Here is a 17,576-nt window from a genome sequence, read left to right on the forward strand (position 1 = left end):
AGTATATAGCTAACAAATAAAAAACCCTTGAAAAGAATAATCTCACAAGGGTTTTATCTAAGGGTATCTTGGGAAAATTTATTTAATAATTTTCACAACTTTATGCATCGTTTTATTACTGAATTTCACAAAATACATTCCTTTAGCAACGTCAAGTGGTATTGATATCTTTCCATTCTTACTAGATATCATATCCGAGTAATACAAGGCACCTTTCAAATCTCTGATAGTAACGTTGAGTGACTTCACCTCTCCAAATAGATTAAAGTTAATTTCATTCTGAAAAGGATTAGGATATGGTGAAGAAATTCGAACAGTATTTGTACCTGATTCTTTATTTAATGGATTACTCACCCAACCATTATCATACCATCCTTCTCCACAGATTTCCAAATCGTCTGTTTGTTGTCCTCCATTGGTGCTAAAAATAACTTTTGCGCATTCTACGTCAGACAATGTGTATTCATACCATCCATCACCATCTGGATCTGTCATCAAAACACCGGGCCAAGAAGTGGTTAACGACACAGGAGTTGTTTGCCAATAATATAATGTTACAGGATTCCAGTTTGTATTTTTATTATTATAATGGATTACCAAATCATTACCAGAAACATCACCTGGGCAAACTGCTGGGCATTCATCATACCATTGATTTGTTAATGTATCATACCATCCATTTGTAGCTCTAGTTAAATCATCTGACTGTCCTCCATTGTTATTATTATTAAAAACAATCCCAATTTCCACAGTTTCTTCAACCAAAAATGAATACCATTGAGAAGATTGTTCTCTATTCATTGATCTACCTGGCCAATTCCATCCAGGTAATGGTTGATTTGTATTTTTATCATACAAATAAACATAGACATCATTCCAATTAGATACGTTTCGATAATAAATAGTGTATGATTGTATTTCAGTAATATTATAATTGTCAGAAATGATCTCTGATTGACCACTACTGTTATATGCAACAGCTTTTAACGTAGTATTTTCAGTAAAAACTAACTCATTCTGATATAAGGTACTAGAATCAGAAGGTTCTGTTCCATCAATAGTGTAATAAATAACCCCTTGATTCGTAGTAGTTAAATTGACTGATATACTTCCTTCATAAGATCCTCCTGGAGGAGTAACGGATAATTCGGGTAATCCCAAAACTCCTGGGCAATCCGAAGGACACTGGTCATACCAAATATTTTCTGAATATACGTACCATCCATCTCTATTTCTAAATTGATCATCCGATTGTTCTCCGCTTCCGTTTGTAAAAACTAGACCAACCTCTACTGATTCTGCAATTGTAGCAATATACCAAGGTGAATCTTGTTCTTTAGTCATTTGTTTACCTGGCCAATTCCACCCAGATAATGCGGTATTATTATTCTTATCAAATGCATATACGAATACCTGATTCCAATTAGAGGTATTTTTAAAATGAATATCGTAAGAAGGTAAATCGCCAAATGTATAATTCCTTGTAATTACCTCTGAAGCGTTTCCATCTGCGTCGTACGCTATAGCTTTTAGTGTGATAGGTTCACTATCACTGCTTCCAAGACTGAAAGTAGTGGTAAACTGCACGCTAGATTGGTTTGGTTCCGATCCATCCAGTGTATAATAAATAACTACTCCATCATTATCAGCTGTTGTAGAACCTTCCATCATAACAGTCACGGCATCATCATAATTTCCAGAATCTGGAGTAACAGTAAGAGTTACCTCATCACTACTATTAAATCCTCCAACATACACGTGCTGAATAGGTGTTTTAAACACATTCCCTTTAGTGTCTACAACTTCTACATAATAATCTACTAACACATCAGACAATCCTTTAATCTCTGCATAACATAAATCTGCAATTGCAGTAGGTTCTATAAAGAAATCAATTTCTGGATCTTGTGTTATATTTCCTTTAGGGAATTGTTTTTGAGTCATCGATTGACTATTCCAAGAACTTACTCCTTCTCCTCCTGAATAGGTATCATTAACAGTATCAGATATAGGGTTTTTACCATCATCGTCTGTTCTATATTTTAACTCTACAGATGCTAATCCACTCACATCATAAGCAAATGTCCAGACATGAAAATCAGAAGTATTTTGAACTTCTTGATATGCATATATAGGACCAAATCCTTTACCTCCTGGATTATACGGAAAACGCTGTGGTATAAATACAGAAGGAGCAGTATTATCCTGATTTGGTGTATCTCCTATTTCTTCTTTAGCATGTTCTATTGCAATATTACCTGCCAAGGTTTGTTTCACCTCCATATCAATTGCCTTCCCATAATACATATATCCACTAGTTAATGATGGTAAGAAAAAATGCCAAGCTTTTTCTGCATTTGATGCTCCAGAAGAAGGATCAATAACTTTAGCTATATCTACTCCTCCACTATTATCCTCTGCAGTTAGCACATAGTTCTCTGCAGCGGTAATTACTGCCCAATTTCTAGCATCTTCTGTCCATCCATCTGGATTAAATCTATAGTCTGTGGTATCATATAATGGCCATAACCAATTAATAAATTGAGGATGCCCCCAGTCATTAGCTGCATTTACCCATGATCCATCTTCTACTTTTACGATATCATTCTCTGGAACAGGATAAGAATTCAAGAATTGCTGAATTGTAGTGGGGTCGTATCCTTTAGAAGCTGCTGCATTAGCAAAACCTGGAACTGATTCTTGATAATAACTGTCTCCACCACTCCAAGCGTTATCTCCATCATGAGCAAGTAATACAATCGATGGCTGATTAGGATCACTAAAAGGAGCGATATTAGCATCAATCTCTCCTGTTCCCATAGAACTAAATCCATTTTGGTAGCTTAATAAATCTGCCATTGGCACTACATCCATTTTATATGCCTGACCAGTTTCAGGATCAACATATTGAGCTTTGTGTGCCTGATAACAATATGGAGCTGCAAAAGTACCTCCTCTTCCATCAATTTGACCTTTCCACCAATTCTGACCATTTGTGGCCACTTTATCAGCTCCGTTTGGTGGATCTATATTTACTCCAGATGTACCATAATCTAATGGATAATCATTCAATGTACGCGACAAGTGACTATTGGCAACTACAGACCACTGAAAACCTTCTTCTACCAAGACTTTAATAATCCTTTCTGAAAAGGAACACTCTGCTGGCCAAAACCCTTTAGAATACTCTCCTCCAAAAGTTTCGCTCATAATTAATTTATGTGTTTTTAGTTCCATTCTTAATGCACGTTCGCTTATCAATGGCGCCAATGCATGGTGAAACGTAAATCCAGTAAGATCCATTCTAGGTTGTCCACCAGATGTTTTCCAGTTTTTAGCCTCTATAAAATTGTTTTCCCAACCTTGACTATACCCCCAAACGCCAGCATTCCCTAAACTGTTTACGTTTTATATCAAACATCCTGAGTAATTAACTTGTGCGCCACCATTTGGTAATCCTAATAATGTTTGAACAGAATTCTTAGGTCCATATTGATATGCTTTTACACGATCATATTTTCCAAAAATTTCTTCTAGGTTATTTAGCGGATGGCTTATGCCGTCATCATATATATTCCAGGAATCGCCCGATATTTTTAAATTATGAGACTCTAAAACCGTTTGATATCGATTAGGGTTCTCTTTACTTTTTTCTGGCCAATAATTTGGCTGTTGCATATGCCACAAATAAGATGTGTGGACTTGTTGTCCTGCTATCCCAGAATAGATAAATAGCAGTAGTAAGAATAAGTTAGTGTTTTTCATGAATCTTGTGTGTTAAATATATAATTGTACTTCGCTGTAAAACAGCATTTATATATTCCAACAACAACTAACCCAAGCAAAAAAAGCTTCCCAAATCTTATATTTGCAAATTACTTATACATATTTCGTATCACTATGTGAACCAAAAATTAATGACTCAAATTTTAGATAACACATAATTATATGTTACTAAAAAGGATATATACCCCTTTTCAAAACAATATCTTCAACTATCAATAAATCAAAAAATTAACTAATTGATAATGATATTTTCAAATGTAAGTAATTAAAAAAGTAAACTTCTTACTCGATTATCACTCAAACGATATAGTGTTAACAAAAAAGACTAAGGTTGCCAAAACCACAACTTAATTAGTACAATGAAGGTTCATAAAACAAAAAATCCATCGCTAAAGCGATGGATTTTTTAATATTTAAAACCTAAAGGTTTCTACTCCTCAGTTTTTTTTTTCTCTTTCAATCCTACTTTCTTCACAGTATCATACATTACAGGTGTTGCAATGAATAATGAAGAATACGTACCTACAAGTACACCAATAATTAATGAGAACATAAATCCTCTTAATGGCTCTGCAAAAATAAATATAGCGATCAATACTAATAAGGTAGTTAATGAGGTATTTAATGTACGACTTAATGTACTATTTAATGCTCCATTAATATTCTTATCCAATGGCCACATTGTATGTTCTACAAAATACTCACGAATTCTATCAAATACTACCACCGTATCATTCAGTGAATATCCAATTACCGTAAGTATCGCTGCTATAAATGCCTGATCTATTTCCATATTAAATGGCATGAATTTCCAAGTTAATGAGAACACACCTAATACTACTAATACATCATGGAATACTGCCGCAACGGCACCTAAACTAAACTGCCATCTTCTAAATCGCAATAAGATATACAAGAATACTACAATTAACGAACCTATTACGGATACGAAAGCAGCTTGTTTAATATCATCTGCAATCGTTGGTCCTACTTTCATAGATGACATAATACCTACTTGTTTATCCTCTGCTCCATCAGAGAACTGCTCATAGGTTAATCCATCTGTTAGATATGGCTTTAATGCAGTAAATAATGAATTAGAGATTTCAGAATCTATCTCTTCACCAGTTTCATTTACTTTATACTTTGTTGTAATTTTTAATTGATTGTTCGCTCCTAAGGTTTTTGCCTGTGCGCTACCAAATACTGCTACCAGATCTTTTTCCACATCAGTGGGCACAACATCTTGAGCAAAACGAACAGTATATGTTCTACCTCCAACAAAATCAACCCCTTGATCAAGTCCTTGAGTAAACAAAGAAGCTATACCAGATACTACAATAACCGCAGAAATAGCATATGCAATCTTTCTTTTTGCAAGAAAATTAATATTTATATTCTTAAATAAGTTTTTAGTAGCAGCTGTAGAAAATGCTAACTCTTTACCATTCTTACCATATCCATCTATAAATAATCTAGTAATGAATATTGCTGTAAATAATGATGTTAGAATACCTATTAATAAAGTAGTTGCAAATCCTTTAATTGGACCTGTACCAAAGAATAAAAGTATCAAACCAGTAAGACCTGTAGTAATATTTGCATCCAATATCGACGATAATGCATTATTAAAACCATCTTTTATAGCATCTACTTGTGACTTACCTTTAGCTAACTCTTCTTTAATTCTTTCGAAGATAAGTACATTCGCATCTACAGACATACCAATGGTCAATACAATACCTGCAATACCTGGTAATGTCAATACAGCTTTTAATCCTGCTAAAACTCCAAAAATAAATAAGATATTCACCACCAATGCAACATCGGCAAATGCACCTGCTTTACCATAGTAAAACATCATCCAGATTAATATCAATACTAATGCAATTCCAAAAGACATGATTCCACTATCAATAGCTTCTTGTCCTAAGGATGGTCCTACTACTTCACTTTGAATAATATCTGCTGATGCAGGTAATTTACCAGCTCTCAATACATTTGCTAAATCCTGACCTTCTTCTACATCAAAGTCACCAGAGATTTCACTTCTTCCTCCACTAATCTTACCACTAGACACTCCAGGAGCAGAATATACTATATCATCAAGAACAATTGCAATCTGACTTCTTTGATTAAAGGCACGCTCAGTCATTTCTTCCCATTTCTTAGCTCCTTTACCATCCATTTGCATGGATACTATAACATTGTTTAGTTGACCATATGTCTGTGTCGCATCTGTAATCACTCCTCCACTTAACTCTGGAGTATTGTCACGATTTCCTTTAAGCGCGTATAGATCTACAACTTCAGAATCCTTTGCTTGTTTACCCCATACAAATCTAGCGTAACGTTGATCTCCTGAAAGTAATGATCTTACTTTAGGATTTCTAAGGTATGTATTAAATTGAGCTGTATCTCTAACTGCAATTGTAGCAAGAATAGGACCTCCTTGATATACGTTAGATTGATCAGACAAAAGATCAAAAATTGGATTTACTACAGTTTCTACATCAGTAGAATCTTCTGCATCTTCTAATAGATCAGCAATAGCATCATCTTCGCTCGTTTTAGTAGTATCTACTTGAGTAGAATCAGACGCTTTCTCAGCAGTTTCTTCTACCGCTTCTTTTACTTCTTCCTTAACTTTTTCAAGATCTTGTTTTAGCACATTATTAGCCGCTCCAAGAAAAGTAGACATGTCATTTATACTAAATACATCCCAAAACTCTAATTGAGCTGTACTCTGTAATAACTTCTTAACACGATCTACATCTTTTGCTCCTGGTAATTCAACCAAAATACGACCAGACTCTCCTAAACGCTGGATATTAGGTTGTGTAACTCCAAATTTGTCAATACGCTTACGTAATACTTCAAATGCTGAAGTTACAGACTCATCAATCTTTCTTTTCAGAACAGGCTTTACAACATCATTAGACATATCAAAAGTGATATCATCGCTCAAGTTTTTATTTGCGAAGATATCAGGAGAAGCAAATTGCGCATCTGGGATGTTCTCGAATTCAATAAAGAAGTCTTCTACATAAGTATTCTGACTATTCTTTTGAGTTTCATCTGCAGCATTTAATGCCTGAACAAATGCTGGATTTTTAGAATCATTTGCAAGACCTTCTAATATATCTCTTACAGAAATCTGAAGAATCACATTGATTCCTCCTTTAAGGTCAAGCCCTTTATTAAGTTCTTTACTTTTTGCATCGTTATAACTAAAACCAGCAAAAATTGGTTCTTTACCAATAGAATCAAGGTAATTACGTTGCTCTATTTCTCTTAGACTAGAAGCATCAGCTTCTGGGTATTTAGCTAAGGCATAACTCTCAGCTTCTTTCTCTTTTGTGTACGCTAAATATGTAAACGATAATTGATAAATACATACCAATCCGAATAAAATCGCAAACATTCTAACAACTCCTTTATTTTGCATTGTTTATTTGTTTTGGCCAAACCTATAATAAGAGTGTATATAAAACATACTCAAGGCCCGACAATTGTTTTTAATTATTGAATTTTATTATTGAATTTTGTGCTATCTCTATAGTTAAAACACCATATAAAAAGACAAAACATCTTCTTTTTTTGGTTAAAAAATTGAAATAGTTTTATGGAATTTCTTGTAAGTTTTAAATCCCAATTAAGAAATGGGTCCAGCTCTTACTTCTGGAATATTACGTGAAGTATTATCTATTGCAATTGCAATGTTTCTATTTACTTTTTGGGCTATTTTTACAAGCCTATCTAAATCATTAGTAGTTATCTCTGAAACATAACTATATGAATTTGTACTAGAATGTCTATTCTGCTTTTGTTTTATTTCTAAAACATATTTACCATTAAAGTCAGTATCAACATCTGTACTTTTGTAGATTTCGTATATGTCAAGATTATAATCTTTAGAACGTTCTTGTATAGGAAATTCACCATTATCTCCAGTTTGATTACTAAGGACATAATCAAGATTAGCGCTTTGTTCTTTAGAAAGGGTTTTTCTTATAAACTCTACATCAGCATCACTATAATATGTAATCTTTAGTGTACCTTCTTTTAGTTCTTTTGATACTCTTGTATTCTTAGCCCCAACAGATTGCAACTGTTTTTTTACAATTGCAATAGCATTTTGAGCTTCCAGAGAACTAACATCTACATTGGTAAACTCTAATACAATTTCTTGATTAGGTACAACGGCTTGTTGTTGCATTACAACTAGTAACGCAAACGCAGCAAGTAAAGTTCCGAAATACCATTTCTTCATCATGGGGGCAAATATAGAAAAATTAAAACTGCATTTCTAACGTCTTCAAATAAATATCTACAGCAAAAGATTAGATATTATAATGCTCAGACTTTTATTCTATCTTTTTTACCTCAAAACTTAACAATTTCATGCCTGGAATAGATCCTGAAACTAGGATATTTGCAAAATCCTGAGCTTCTTCAATAGTAAAATCACCAGATATTTCTGACTTCCCACCTACTATAGGTCCAGAAGAAACGCCAGGCGCACTATAAACTTCATTATTAAGAACGATTGCTATTTGTGACCTTTGCGCATATGCTTTTCCTGTTAAATCCCTCCATCTCTCTGCTCCTTCTTCATTCATTTGCATAGAAATCACTGGCATATTCAAGGTATTATAATTCATAAAGGCATCTATCACCACATCTCCGCTAAGTGCTGGCTTTCCTAATCTATTCTTCTTTAATGCATACAATGGAAAGTTACCCGTTTCTTCTTCCTTAACGCCCCATAAAAATTTCACAAATCGTTTTTTATCCAATAATGCCAATTCTGCTGTTTTTGAAGAAATATAAGTCTTAATCTGTGCAGTATCTTTTTCTTCTACATAAAACAAAACAGGTCCTCCTTGATATCCTGCATTTTTGATTAAATCAAAAAACGGATCAACTTCCGATTCTTCTTCTCTTTTTGCTTCTTCATTAACTTTCACTAAAAAAGTAGTAAAATCTTTAAGTCCATACGTTTCATAAAAATCCAGTTTACCAGGATTTAAAATATAATTTTTAAATCTTTCGGCCTCATAATAGGTAGCAACTTTAATCTTAATTCTATTTCCGTCTTGTATATGCACTACCTCAGCTTTATCTGTAATTTTTTGTAATCTCTTTTTTAAAACATCAACTACTGAATTAATTTTTTGAATAGAAGTATCACCATCGTTAAGTTCTATAGTGATTTCAATAATCTTATCAGGTTGTGGCCCAAAATTACAGGAACCTAGTAGTAACAAAAGAAAAAGGCTCGTAATTAAAATCGAAAAATTATAAGAGCAAATTTTAAGCATATATTTTTATTTTAAAAAACAAAGAGCTGCTATGTGATAGCAGCTCTTATTATATCTAATCAGAAAAGAAACTAATTATAATTCTAATAATCCATTAGTTTTCTTAACACCTTCAGCACTTTCAGCTAGTTTTGCCTTCTCTGCATCACTTAGTTCTATTTCAACTATTTTTTCAATACCATTTCTACCCAATACAACAGGAGCTCCAATACAAAGGTCATTTAAACCGTACTCTCCTTCTAATAGTGTTGAACAAGGGAATATTTTTTTCTGATCACAAGCAATTGCCTGAACCAATCCTGAAACCGCTGCTCCAGGAGCATACCAAGCAGATGTTCCTAACAATCCTGTAAGTGTCGCTCCACCAACTTTAGTATCAGCAGCCACTTGCTCTAAACGCTCATTAGAAATAAACTCTGAAACTGGCACACTATTTCTAGTCGCCAATCTAGTTAAAGGGACCATACCTTTATCACTATGTCCTCCAATCACCATTCCATCTACATCAGAAATAGGTGCTCCTAATGCTTCTGCTAGTCTATATTTAAAACGTGCACTATCTAAAGCACCACCCATACCGATAATTCTATTTTTAGGAAGATCAGTAGTCTTATGCACTAAATAGGTCATCGTATCCATTGGGTTACTAACAACGATAATAATTGCATTTGGAGAATGCTCTATTAAACTAGAAGAAACGGATTTTACAATCCCTGCATTAATCCCTATCAATTCTTCACGTGTCATTCCTGGTTTACGTGGGATACCAGATGTAATTACAGCAATATCACTTCCTGCAGTTTTAGAATAATCTCCTGTAGTTCCTGTAATTTTGGTATCAAACCCATTCAAAGATGCTGTCTGCATTAAGTCCATTGCTTTACCTTCTGCATATCCTTCTTTAATATCTAACAACACTACTTCTGAGGCAAAATCCTTTATGGCAATATATTCGGCACAACTTGCACCTACTGCACCAGCTCCTACTACTGTAACTTTCATTATATCTATATAATTTTGATTAATATTTTACTTAGATATTGAATTCCTTCAATATCAGCGCGAAAATACAAATTCTTTAAGGATTTTGTTTGTGAATTCTTAGTTAAATTACCAACCAAAATTCAATCCAATAGATAGATTTTGATAGTTCTGAAGTGTGTAATCCAAATTAGCTCTGAAGAATCCTAATTTCACATTAGCACCTATAGTTGCTTTGAGACCTGAAGTTTTATTATCTACCGAAATAGGATCTTCTACTGTTTGTGTTGCCAGCGGTCCGTTTTGTACTTCATATGTACCTAGAATATCTGCTTTACTGTTTCCAAAATAATATCCAAAACCTCCATAAAAGTTGAATTTAGAGAGCTTAGTAGAAATAATACCACTAACCAACCACGAATTGGTTTTTAATCGTATTTCCTGATCTGCTCCATCAGTTCCACTGTCTTCTGTAAAATCATAAAACCCTCTAACATTGGTATACCCTATTAACCCTGAAAATCTAAACGGAAGTCTTTTCCAAGAAAAAATCCAATCTGTTAACTCATGTTGTACCGCTAATCCATAAAGAAAAACCTCTGTATTTTCTCTTATCGCGATTTTTGGTAAAAACCTAGCTTTAATTTCTGTGCTTTTTGATATCCCCATAGAACCTTGTAAAAATCCTGTTGGTGCAATATTCACTTCTTTTTCTCCAATTCCATCAGGTAATGTCACTTCTATTTGTGCCAATTGGCCTTGATTAAGCAATACCACAATATCTCCGCGATCACCACCAAAAGCATTTGCAACTGTTTGACTAGAAGGACCTTCTCTAAATGTTACACCATCATATTCTGCGGTATTAAGTATAAACGATTGCTTTTCTTCTCTTACAAAGGAAAGGTTTCCAATAAAGCCAACCTCAAAACGCCATAACTTCTTAACCTTAGCTGTTTTATACCAACCATTAGACATACTATTCACTAATACTTCTCCAGCTGGCGCAAAATAATTCGAGCTAAAACGCTGTGCATTTGCGATACCTAATTCTAATAATTGATCCACATTGGTTTGAGAGTATGATACCTGCAGCAGAAGCATCATAAGAAGTATAATGATTTTTTTCATGAGATTTGGGTTTTATCGGCGCAACAATATATAAAAAAATCCGCTATACATTGTATAACGGATCTCTTTCTAAATTATTTAGCTATACTAGTTAAGCATCTATATTTGCGTATACAGCATTCTTCTCTATAAACTCTCTTCTTGGCGGTACCTCATCTCCCATTAACATAGAAAAAATTCTATCTGCTTCTGTTAAATTATCTATCGTTACCTGACGCATTGTTCTAAACTCAGGATTCATGGTAGTATCCCACAATTGCTCTGCATTCATCTCTCCAAGACCTTTATATCGCTGTATTTTAGAGTTTTCTCCAAATTCCTTAACAATTATATCTCGCTGATCATCATTCCAAGCATATTGTTTTTTTGCTCCTTTTTTCACCAAATATAATGGCGGAGCTGCAATATAAATATGTCCTGCTTCTATCAATTCTTTCATATAACGGAAGAAGAACGTAAGAATTAGTGTAGAAATATGACTACCATCCACATCGGCATCACACATAATCACAATCTTATGGTAACGCAGCTTAGAAAGATTCAATGCTTTACTATCTTCTTCTGTACCTATAGTAACACCAAGAGCAGTAAATATGTTTTTGATTTCTTCATTTTCAAAAACTTTATGATGCATTGCCTTTTCTACATTCAGAATTTTACCTCGCAATGGAAGAATTGCCTGAAACATACGATCACGACCTTGTTTAGCAGTTCCACCTGCCGAATCTCCCTCGACCAGGAACACTTCACACAAAGCAGGATCTTGCTCTGAACAATCCGATAGTTTTCCAGGAAGACCTCCTATACTCATTACAGTCTTACGCTGCACCATTTCACGAGCTTTCTTAGCTGCGTGACGTGCTTGTGCTGCCAAAATTACTTTCTGAACAATAGTCTTGGCATCATTAGGATTTTCCTCCAAGTAGTTTTCCAACATTTCAGAAACTGCTTGAGAAACTGCAGAAGTAACTTCCCTGTTTCCTAATTTAGTTTTAGTCTGACCTTCGAATTGAGGCTCGGCTACTTTTACAGATACAATAGCTGTAAGTCCTTCTCTAAAATCATCACCAGCTACTTCAAACTTTAATTTATCAAGCATTCCAGAAGCATCTGCATACTTCTTTAGAGTAGACGTAAGCCCTCTTCTAAATCCAGAAAGATGTGTACCTCCTTCGTGAGTATTAATATTATTTACATAAGAATGCAAATTCTCTGCATAAGAGTCATTATAAATCATTGCTACTTCTACAGGGATATCATTTTTCTCCCCTTCCATAGAAATAACATCACCAATAATTGCATTTCGACTTGTATCTAAGAATTTTACAAATTCTTTCAACCCTTCTTCAGAATGGAATGTTTCATTTACGTAATTACCTTCATCATCCTTATGTCGTTTATCTGTAAGAATAATTGTTATACCTTTATTAAGGTATGCCAATTCACGCATACGACTCGCTAAGGTGTCGTAGTTATATTCTAATGTTTGTTGGAATATAGTAGGATCTGGTCTAAAAGTAACAATGGTACCATTAAAATCTGTATCTCCTGTAGATTTTACAGGATACAATGGTTTTCCTTTTTCATATTCCTGCTCCCAAACCTTTCCATCTTTATGAACTATTGCATGCAAATGATCAGAAAGCGCATTTACACAAGAAACTCCTACTCCATGCAGTCCACCTGATACTTTATATGAATCTTTATCGAATTTACCTCCAGCTCCAATTTTAGTCATTACAACTTCCAGCGCTGAAACTCCTTCTTTTTTATGAATCCCTACTGGAATACCACGACCATTATCCTTGGTAGTTATAGAGTTATCTTCATTTATTGTAACATCAATTGCATCACAATGACCTGCAAGTGCTTCATCAATGGAGTTATCCACTACTTCATATACCAAATGATGTAAACCTCTAGTCCCTACGTCTCCAATATACATTGATGGACGCATGCGCACATGCTCCATTCCCTCTAATGCCTGAATACTATCGGCAGAATAATTATTTTTCTTTGCTTCTTCGCTCATAAATCAGCTTTATTTATTACAATTTTTGGTCAACAAACAAAGATAAAAAAAGAGTAAAATGTTCAAAGTATTTTATATAGTTTGATTTAAAGAGTTATCAACAATTAGTTAAGAACAATACCAGAAAAACAAAAAACACTCTTAAAAGAGCTAAAAATATCCTTAAAATCGATTTTGAATTAATTAACATTTCTGATTCAAATACTCAAAATCCACATAAAGCTTTGTAAACAAAAGTATTAAAACACTAAATCTTACAAAAATATGAATCTAAAGCTTTTTGTTTTAATCTTCAAAGAAGACAGTATTTTAAAATATTTATAGCCCTTTTTTAGGCTCTATAAATATTTATTAAAACGCTTTCTCAATCAATACTTACGAATAATAGGAGCTTAACAGAGCCTTAACTTTGTTTAAAAAATCATTAACACATTAGATTATACTAGCCTAATTACAAATCAGTTAACGGATTACAATAAAATCACAATTCAACTAACATTTAAAAAAAATGAAAACTAAAAATTTATTGAATTTAAGTAAAGCTGCATTTATATGTCTGGGAATCCTGGTAGGATCCTGTACAAATGAAACTTTTGAAGAAGCTGGTGTTAACGGAGATGACCAATTAATAAAGAAATTCTTTAATGATGACATCGTCCTAGTAAAAGACCTAGGAGACGGAACATACCTAGGAGGTGATATTATCTACACCGCTGAACAATTAACTGACAAGCGTGTTGGATATAGTAACGATCCAACTCCTGGCGAAGAATTAGATGAAAAACTAGGCTTATATCGAGGTATACAAAAATGGCCTAACAATACCATTATTTACGTGTTTGACAGCAATCTTAGCAACAATCAAATACAGGTATCCTTAAATTCTATGCAAGAATGGACAACCAAAACTAACATAAAGTTTAAGGAAAGAACTAACGAAAACTATTATGTAACTATAACTAGTAGTGGAGCAGGCTGTAATTGTGCAAGTGCAAACCTAGGAGTTAACGGTAATCGTGGAAGAATTAACATGGGAATCAGAACAAGTGAAGTTGTAATGATTCACGAAATTGGCCATACACTTGGTTACATTCATGAGCAAACTCGTTCAGACAGAGATAATCATGTAAGAATTCTTTTTGAGAATATTCAAGATGGAGCAGCAAGTCAGTTTAGAAAAAATAATAATTCTGTAAACATTGGTGAATTTGACATCAAATCAACCATGATGTATGGTGCATATACATTTAGCAAAAATGGACAACCTACTATTGTTCAGTTAGACGGAACAACACATCCAAGAAGAAGACCAGAATTATCTCCTGGCGATATCACTGGAACCAATCAAGTATATCCAGCTGGTGACGGTGATGGTGGCGGAGATGGTGACGGAGATGGCAACGGAAATGATATTTGCGAAGGTATTGATGAATGGGTACGTGGACAACAATATAGCGTAGGAGATAAAGTAACATATCAAGGGTTTCTTTATGAAAGAGATTTTAACAGATGGAATAGATTAGGAGAATGTGGAGATACACAAACAGCTGATATCTGCGAAGGTATTTCTCCATATAGCGGAAACACTAGTTATTCTCCTGGTGATCAAGTTACATACAACGGATACCTTTATACCCTACAAAGTAACAGAAGATGGTCTAACCAAGGAAGATGTGCCAACTAGATCAAGTACAAAAAACACTTGTTTTATTACACACAAAAAACCCTAAGAAATTAATTTCTTAGGGTTTCACATCTCAATTAACTCAACTTTCAGCGACTCAAGCTGATATCTTAAATTTCTTTATAATCTTTTACTCTACTATTTCTGCTTCTTCTAACAAATAAGCATCATCATGAACATTAGCAACTGCTCTTCCACTTGGATCGTTCATATTTTTAAAAGCCTCATCCCATTCTAACGCTATTTTCGTACTACAAGCAACCGATGGCTCTTGCGGAACACTTAATGCTGCAGCATCACTAGGAAAATGTCCTTCGAATATAGTTCTGTAATAGAATTCTTCTTTATTTTGAGGTGTTTGTATTGGGAACCTAAAATGTGCATTCGCCATTTGCTCATCCGTTACTTCAGTTTCCACCACTTCTTTTAAAGTATCAATCCAACTATACCCTACACCATCAGAGAATTGTTCTTTTTGTCTCCAAGCTACACTTTCTGGTAAATACGATTCAAAAGCCTTACGAATTACCCATTTCTCCATTCTTTCACCATTAATCATCTTATCCTGCGGGTTGATACGCATAGCCACATCCATAAATTCCTTATCTAAAAAAGGCACTCTTCCTTCAATTCCCCAAGCAGCCAGCGATTTATTTGCACGCAAACAATCATACATATGTAACTTATCCAACTTACGTACTGTTTCTTCATGAAATTCTTGAGCGTTAGGTGCTTTATGGAAATATAAATACCCTCCAAAAATCTCATCTGCACCTTCTCCAGAAAGTACCATTTTTACTCCCATAGATTTGATCACTCTAGCCATCAAATACATTGGGGTAGAAGCCCTGATTGTAGTTATATCATATGTTTCAAGGTTATAAATAACATCTTTAATTGCATCCAGTCCTTCTTGTATAGTAAACTTAATCTCGTGATGAATAGTACTAATGTGATCCGCTACTTTTTGTGCAGCAGCAAGATCAGGAGAACCTTCTAATCCTACAGAAAAAGAATGTAATTGTGGCCACCAAGCTTCTTTAGTATCGCCAGATTCTACGCGTTTCTCCGCATATTTTTTTGCTATAGCAGATGTAACTGAAGAATCCAAACCTCCTGACAACAGCACCCCATATGGCACATCAGACATTAACTGTCTATGCACAGCAGCTTCAAGAGCATCTCTAACTTCATCAATACTTGTTTGATTATCTTTTACGGCATCAAAATCAGCCCAATCTCTAACATACCATTTCACTAATTCTCCTTTTCTACTATCAAGATAATGTCCAGGCGGAAATAATTCTATCTTCGTGCAAACACCTTCTAGCGCCTTCAATTCTGAAGCTACATAAAAAGTACCATTCTGATCCCATCCCATATATAAAGGAATAATACCCATATGATCTCTAGCCACCAAATAAGAATCTTGTTCCACATCATACAATGCAAAGGCAAAAATACCACTCAGTTCATCTAAAAAATCTGCTCCTTTTTCTTTATATAGTGCTAAAATAACTTCACAATCAGATGCAGTCTGAAAATTATATTTACCATCAAATTGTTGACGAATCTCACTATGATTATATATTTCTCCATTCGCCGCTAATACCAGTTTATTATCTTCACTAAACAATGGTTGTTTACCCGATACCGGATCCACTATCGCAAGCCTTTCATGAGCCAAGATTGCTTTTTCATCCGCGTAAATCCCACTCCAATCTGGTCCTCTATGACGTATTTTTTTAGACATTTCTAACAACTGAGGTCTTAACACCTCTGCTTTTTCTTTCAATTCAAAAGCGCAAACAATTCCACACATACTCTTCTTTTTCTATTAATTGAGAAGTCAAAATTGCAATTATAGTTACACTATACAAAGCATTATAGTATTTATGCTTATAACATGAAACTTATTATCAATTATTTAATTATAACTATTACTATTTATGTAAAAAAAACTAATAAAACTATCAAGTTGTTATTTAGCTCTTTTAACAGAACTTAAGGACTGGATTAACATTTCGTATATATGTTCACATTTATCTTTACAACGGTTAAAAAATAAAAATCAAGTATTATGAAAAAATCACTCTTACTAGTAGTTATAATGTGTATGGCCACCATTACTGGTATACAAGCACAAAAATTTGCAGGAATGCAAAAAAGCCCAACCGATATTTCTTACGCAAAAGCAGACAGAAATTCGAAACCAGAAATTAAAGTTGTATACAGTAGACCACAGAAAAAGGGAAGAACCATATTTGGTGAATTAGTCCCTTACGGAAAAGTATGGAGGACTGGAGCAGATGAAGCTACTGAAATCAAGTTATTTAAAGATATGAAACTAGGAGATGGAACTGTAAAAGCTGGAACATACTCTTTATATACAATACCAGGAGAAAAAGAATGGACCGTTATTTTAAACTCTGATTTGGATGCTTGGGGCGCATATTCTTATGATAAAAGCAAAGACGTAGCAAGAATAAAGGTAACACCTGCAAAAGGAAAAGAACTGGAAGCTTTTTCTATTGCCTTTAAAAAAGTAGACAAAGGATATCATATGGTATTAGGTTGGGACACGACTATGATAGAAGTTCCTTTTTATATGTAAAACGTATTTATTACAAAAAGCAAA

The 17,576-nt window shown here is 34.2% G+C and carries 11 protein-coding genes; 2 read left to right on the forward strand and 9 right to left on the reverse strand.

The window, feature by feature from the left end; genetic code table 11:
- Positions 1 to 78: 78 nt before the first annotated feature.
- From QBK95_RS05175 to gyrB, 8 genes are all read right to left on the reverse strand, one after another.
- Entirely contained in the window at positions 79 to 3,303 is a 3,225-nt protein-coding gene (locus tag QBK95_RS05175) for a starch-binding protein (protein WP_348637322.1), read from the reverse strand.
- A 105-nt stretch (positions 3,304 to 3,408) separates the two neighbouring features.
- Positions 3,409 to 3,765 carry a hypothetical protein gene (locus tag QBK95_RS05180; RefSeq protein ID WP_280931275.1) on the reverse strand — a complete coding sequence of 119 codons (357 nt, stop codon included), beginning with the start codon at positions 3,763 to 3,765 and terminating at the stop codon, positions 3,409 to 3,411.
- A 451-nt stretch (positions 3,766 to 4,216) separates the two neighbouring features.
- Positions 4,217 to 7,234 (reverse strand): protein translocase subunit SecDF, encoded by a 3,018-nt coding sequence (gene secDF / locus QBK95_RS05185; protein WP_280931277.1) that lies wholly within the window; start codon positions 7,232 to 7,234, stop codon positions 4,217 to 4,219.
- A 207-nt stretch (positions 7,235 to 7,441) separates the two neighbouring features.
- Positions 7,442 to 8,062, reverse strand: a complete 621-nt coding sequence (locus tag QBK95_RS05190; protein ID WP_280931279.1) for a hypothetical protein — start codon at positions 8,060 to 8,062, stop codon at positions 7,442 to 7,444.
- Between the two features lie 91 nt (positions 8,063 to 8,153).
- On the reverse strand, positions 8,154 to 9,110 hold the full coding sequence (locus QBK95_RS05195) for a SecDF P1 head subdomain-containing protein (protein ID WP_280931281.1): 957 nt from the start codon (positions 9,108 to 9,110) through the stop codon (positions 8,154 to 8,156).
- Between the two features lie 75 nt (positions 9,111 to 9,185).
- On the reverse strand, positions 9,186 to 10,112 hold the full coding sequence (mdh, locus tag QBK95_RS05200; RefSeq protein ID WP_280931283.1) for a malate dehydrogenase: 927 nt from the start codon (positions 10,110 to 10,112) through the stop codon (positions 9,186 to 9,188).
- Positions 10,113 to 10,220: 108 nt separating this feature from the next.
- A complete protein-coding gene (locus QBK95_RS05205) occupies positions 10,221 to 11,222 on the reverse strand; it encodes a DUF6588 family protein (RefSeq protein ID WP_280931284.1) in 1,002 nt (333 codons plus the stop codon).
- Between the two features lie 91 nt (positions 11,223 to 11,313).
- Entirely contained in the window at positions 11,314 to 13,254 is a 1,941-nt protein-coding gene (gene gyrB / locus QBK95_RS05210) for a DNA topoisomerase (ATP-hydrolyzing) subunit B (RefSeq protein WP_280931286.1), read from the reverse strand.
- A gap of 508 nt (positions 13,255 to 13,762) precedes the next feature.
- Between gyrB and QBK95_RS05215 the strand changes: the two genes are divergently transcribed.
- Entirely contained in the window at positions 13,763 to 14,938 is a 1,176-nt protein-coding gene (locus tag QBK95_RS05215) for a M12 family metallopeptidase (RefSeq protein ID WP_280931288.1), read from the forward strand.
- A 130-nt stretch (positions 14,939 to 15,068) separates the two neighbouring features.
- Here the strand turns inward: QBK95_RS05215 and asnB are convergent, their stop codons facing one another.
- On the reverse strand, positions 15,069 to 16,760 hold the full coding sequence (gene asnB / locus QBK95_RS05220) for an asparagine synthase B (RefSeq protein WP_280931290.1): 1,692 nt from the start codon (positions 16,758 to 16,760) through the stop codon (positions 15,069 to 15,071).
- Between the two features lie 258 nt (positions 16,761 to 17,018).
- Between asnB and QBK95_RS05225 the strand changes: the two genes are divergently transcribed.
- Positions 17,019 to 17,552 (forward strand): DUF2911 domain-containing protein, encoded by a 534-nt coding sequence (locus QBK95_RS05225; RefSeq protein ID WP_280931292.1) that lies wholly within the window; start codon positions 17,019 to 17,021, stop codon positions 17,550 to 17,552.
- The last annotated feature ends 24 nt before the right edge of the window (positions 17,553 to 17,576 follow it).

Origin of the sequence: Aquimarina mycalae (assembly GCF_029906345.1) — a bacterium.
GTDB lineage: Bacteria > Bacteroidota > Bacteroidia > Flavobacteriales > Flavobacteriaceae > Aquimarina.

Coding starts and splice junctions, on each gene's coding strand:
- mdh (WP_280931283.1), bottom strand. CDS start 10,112: ATGAAAGTTACAGTAGTAGGAGCTGGTGCAGTAGGTGCAAGTTGTGCC.
- asnB (WP_280931290.1), bottom strand. CDS start 16,760: ATGTGTGGAATTGTTTGCGCTTTTGAATTGAAAGAAAAAGCAGAGGTG.
- gyrB (WP_280931286.1), bottom strand. CDS start 13,254: ATGAGCGAAGAAGCAAAGAAAAATAATTATTCTGCCGATAGTATTCAG.
- secDF (WP_280931277.1), bottom strand. CDS start 7,234: ATGCAAAATAAAGGAGTTGTTAGAATGTTTGCGATTTTATTCGGATTG.
- QBK95_RS05195 (WP_280931281.1), bottom strand. CDS start 9,110: ATGCTTAAAATTTGCTCTTATAATTTTTCGATTTTAATTACGAGCCTT.
- QBK95_RS05175 (WP_348637322.1), bottom strand. CDS start 3,303: ATGGATCTTACTGGATTTACGTTTCACCATGCATTGGCGCCATTGATA.
- QBK95_RS05205 (WP_280931284.1), bottom strand. CDS start 11,222: ATGAAAAAAATCATTATACTTCTTATGATGCTTCTGCTGCAGGTATCA.
- QBK95_RS05225 (WP_280931292.1), top strand. CDS start 17,019: ATGAAAAAATCACTCTTACTAGTAGTTATAATGTGTATGGCCACCATT.
- QBK95_RS05190 (WP_280931279.1), bottom strand. CDS start 8,062: ATGATGAAGAAATGGTATTTCGGAACTTTACTTGCTGCGTTTGCGTTA.
- QBK95_RS05215 (WP_280931288.1), top strand. CDS start 13,763: ATGAAAACTAAAAATTTATTGAATTTAAGTAAAGCTGCATTTATATGT.
- QBK95_RS05180 (WP_280931275.1), bottom strand. CDS start 3,765: ATGAAAAACACTAACTTATTCTTACTACTGCTATTTATCTATTCTGGG.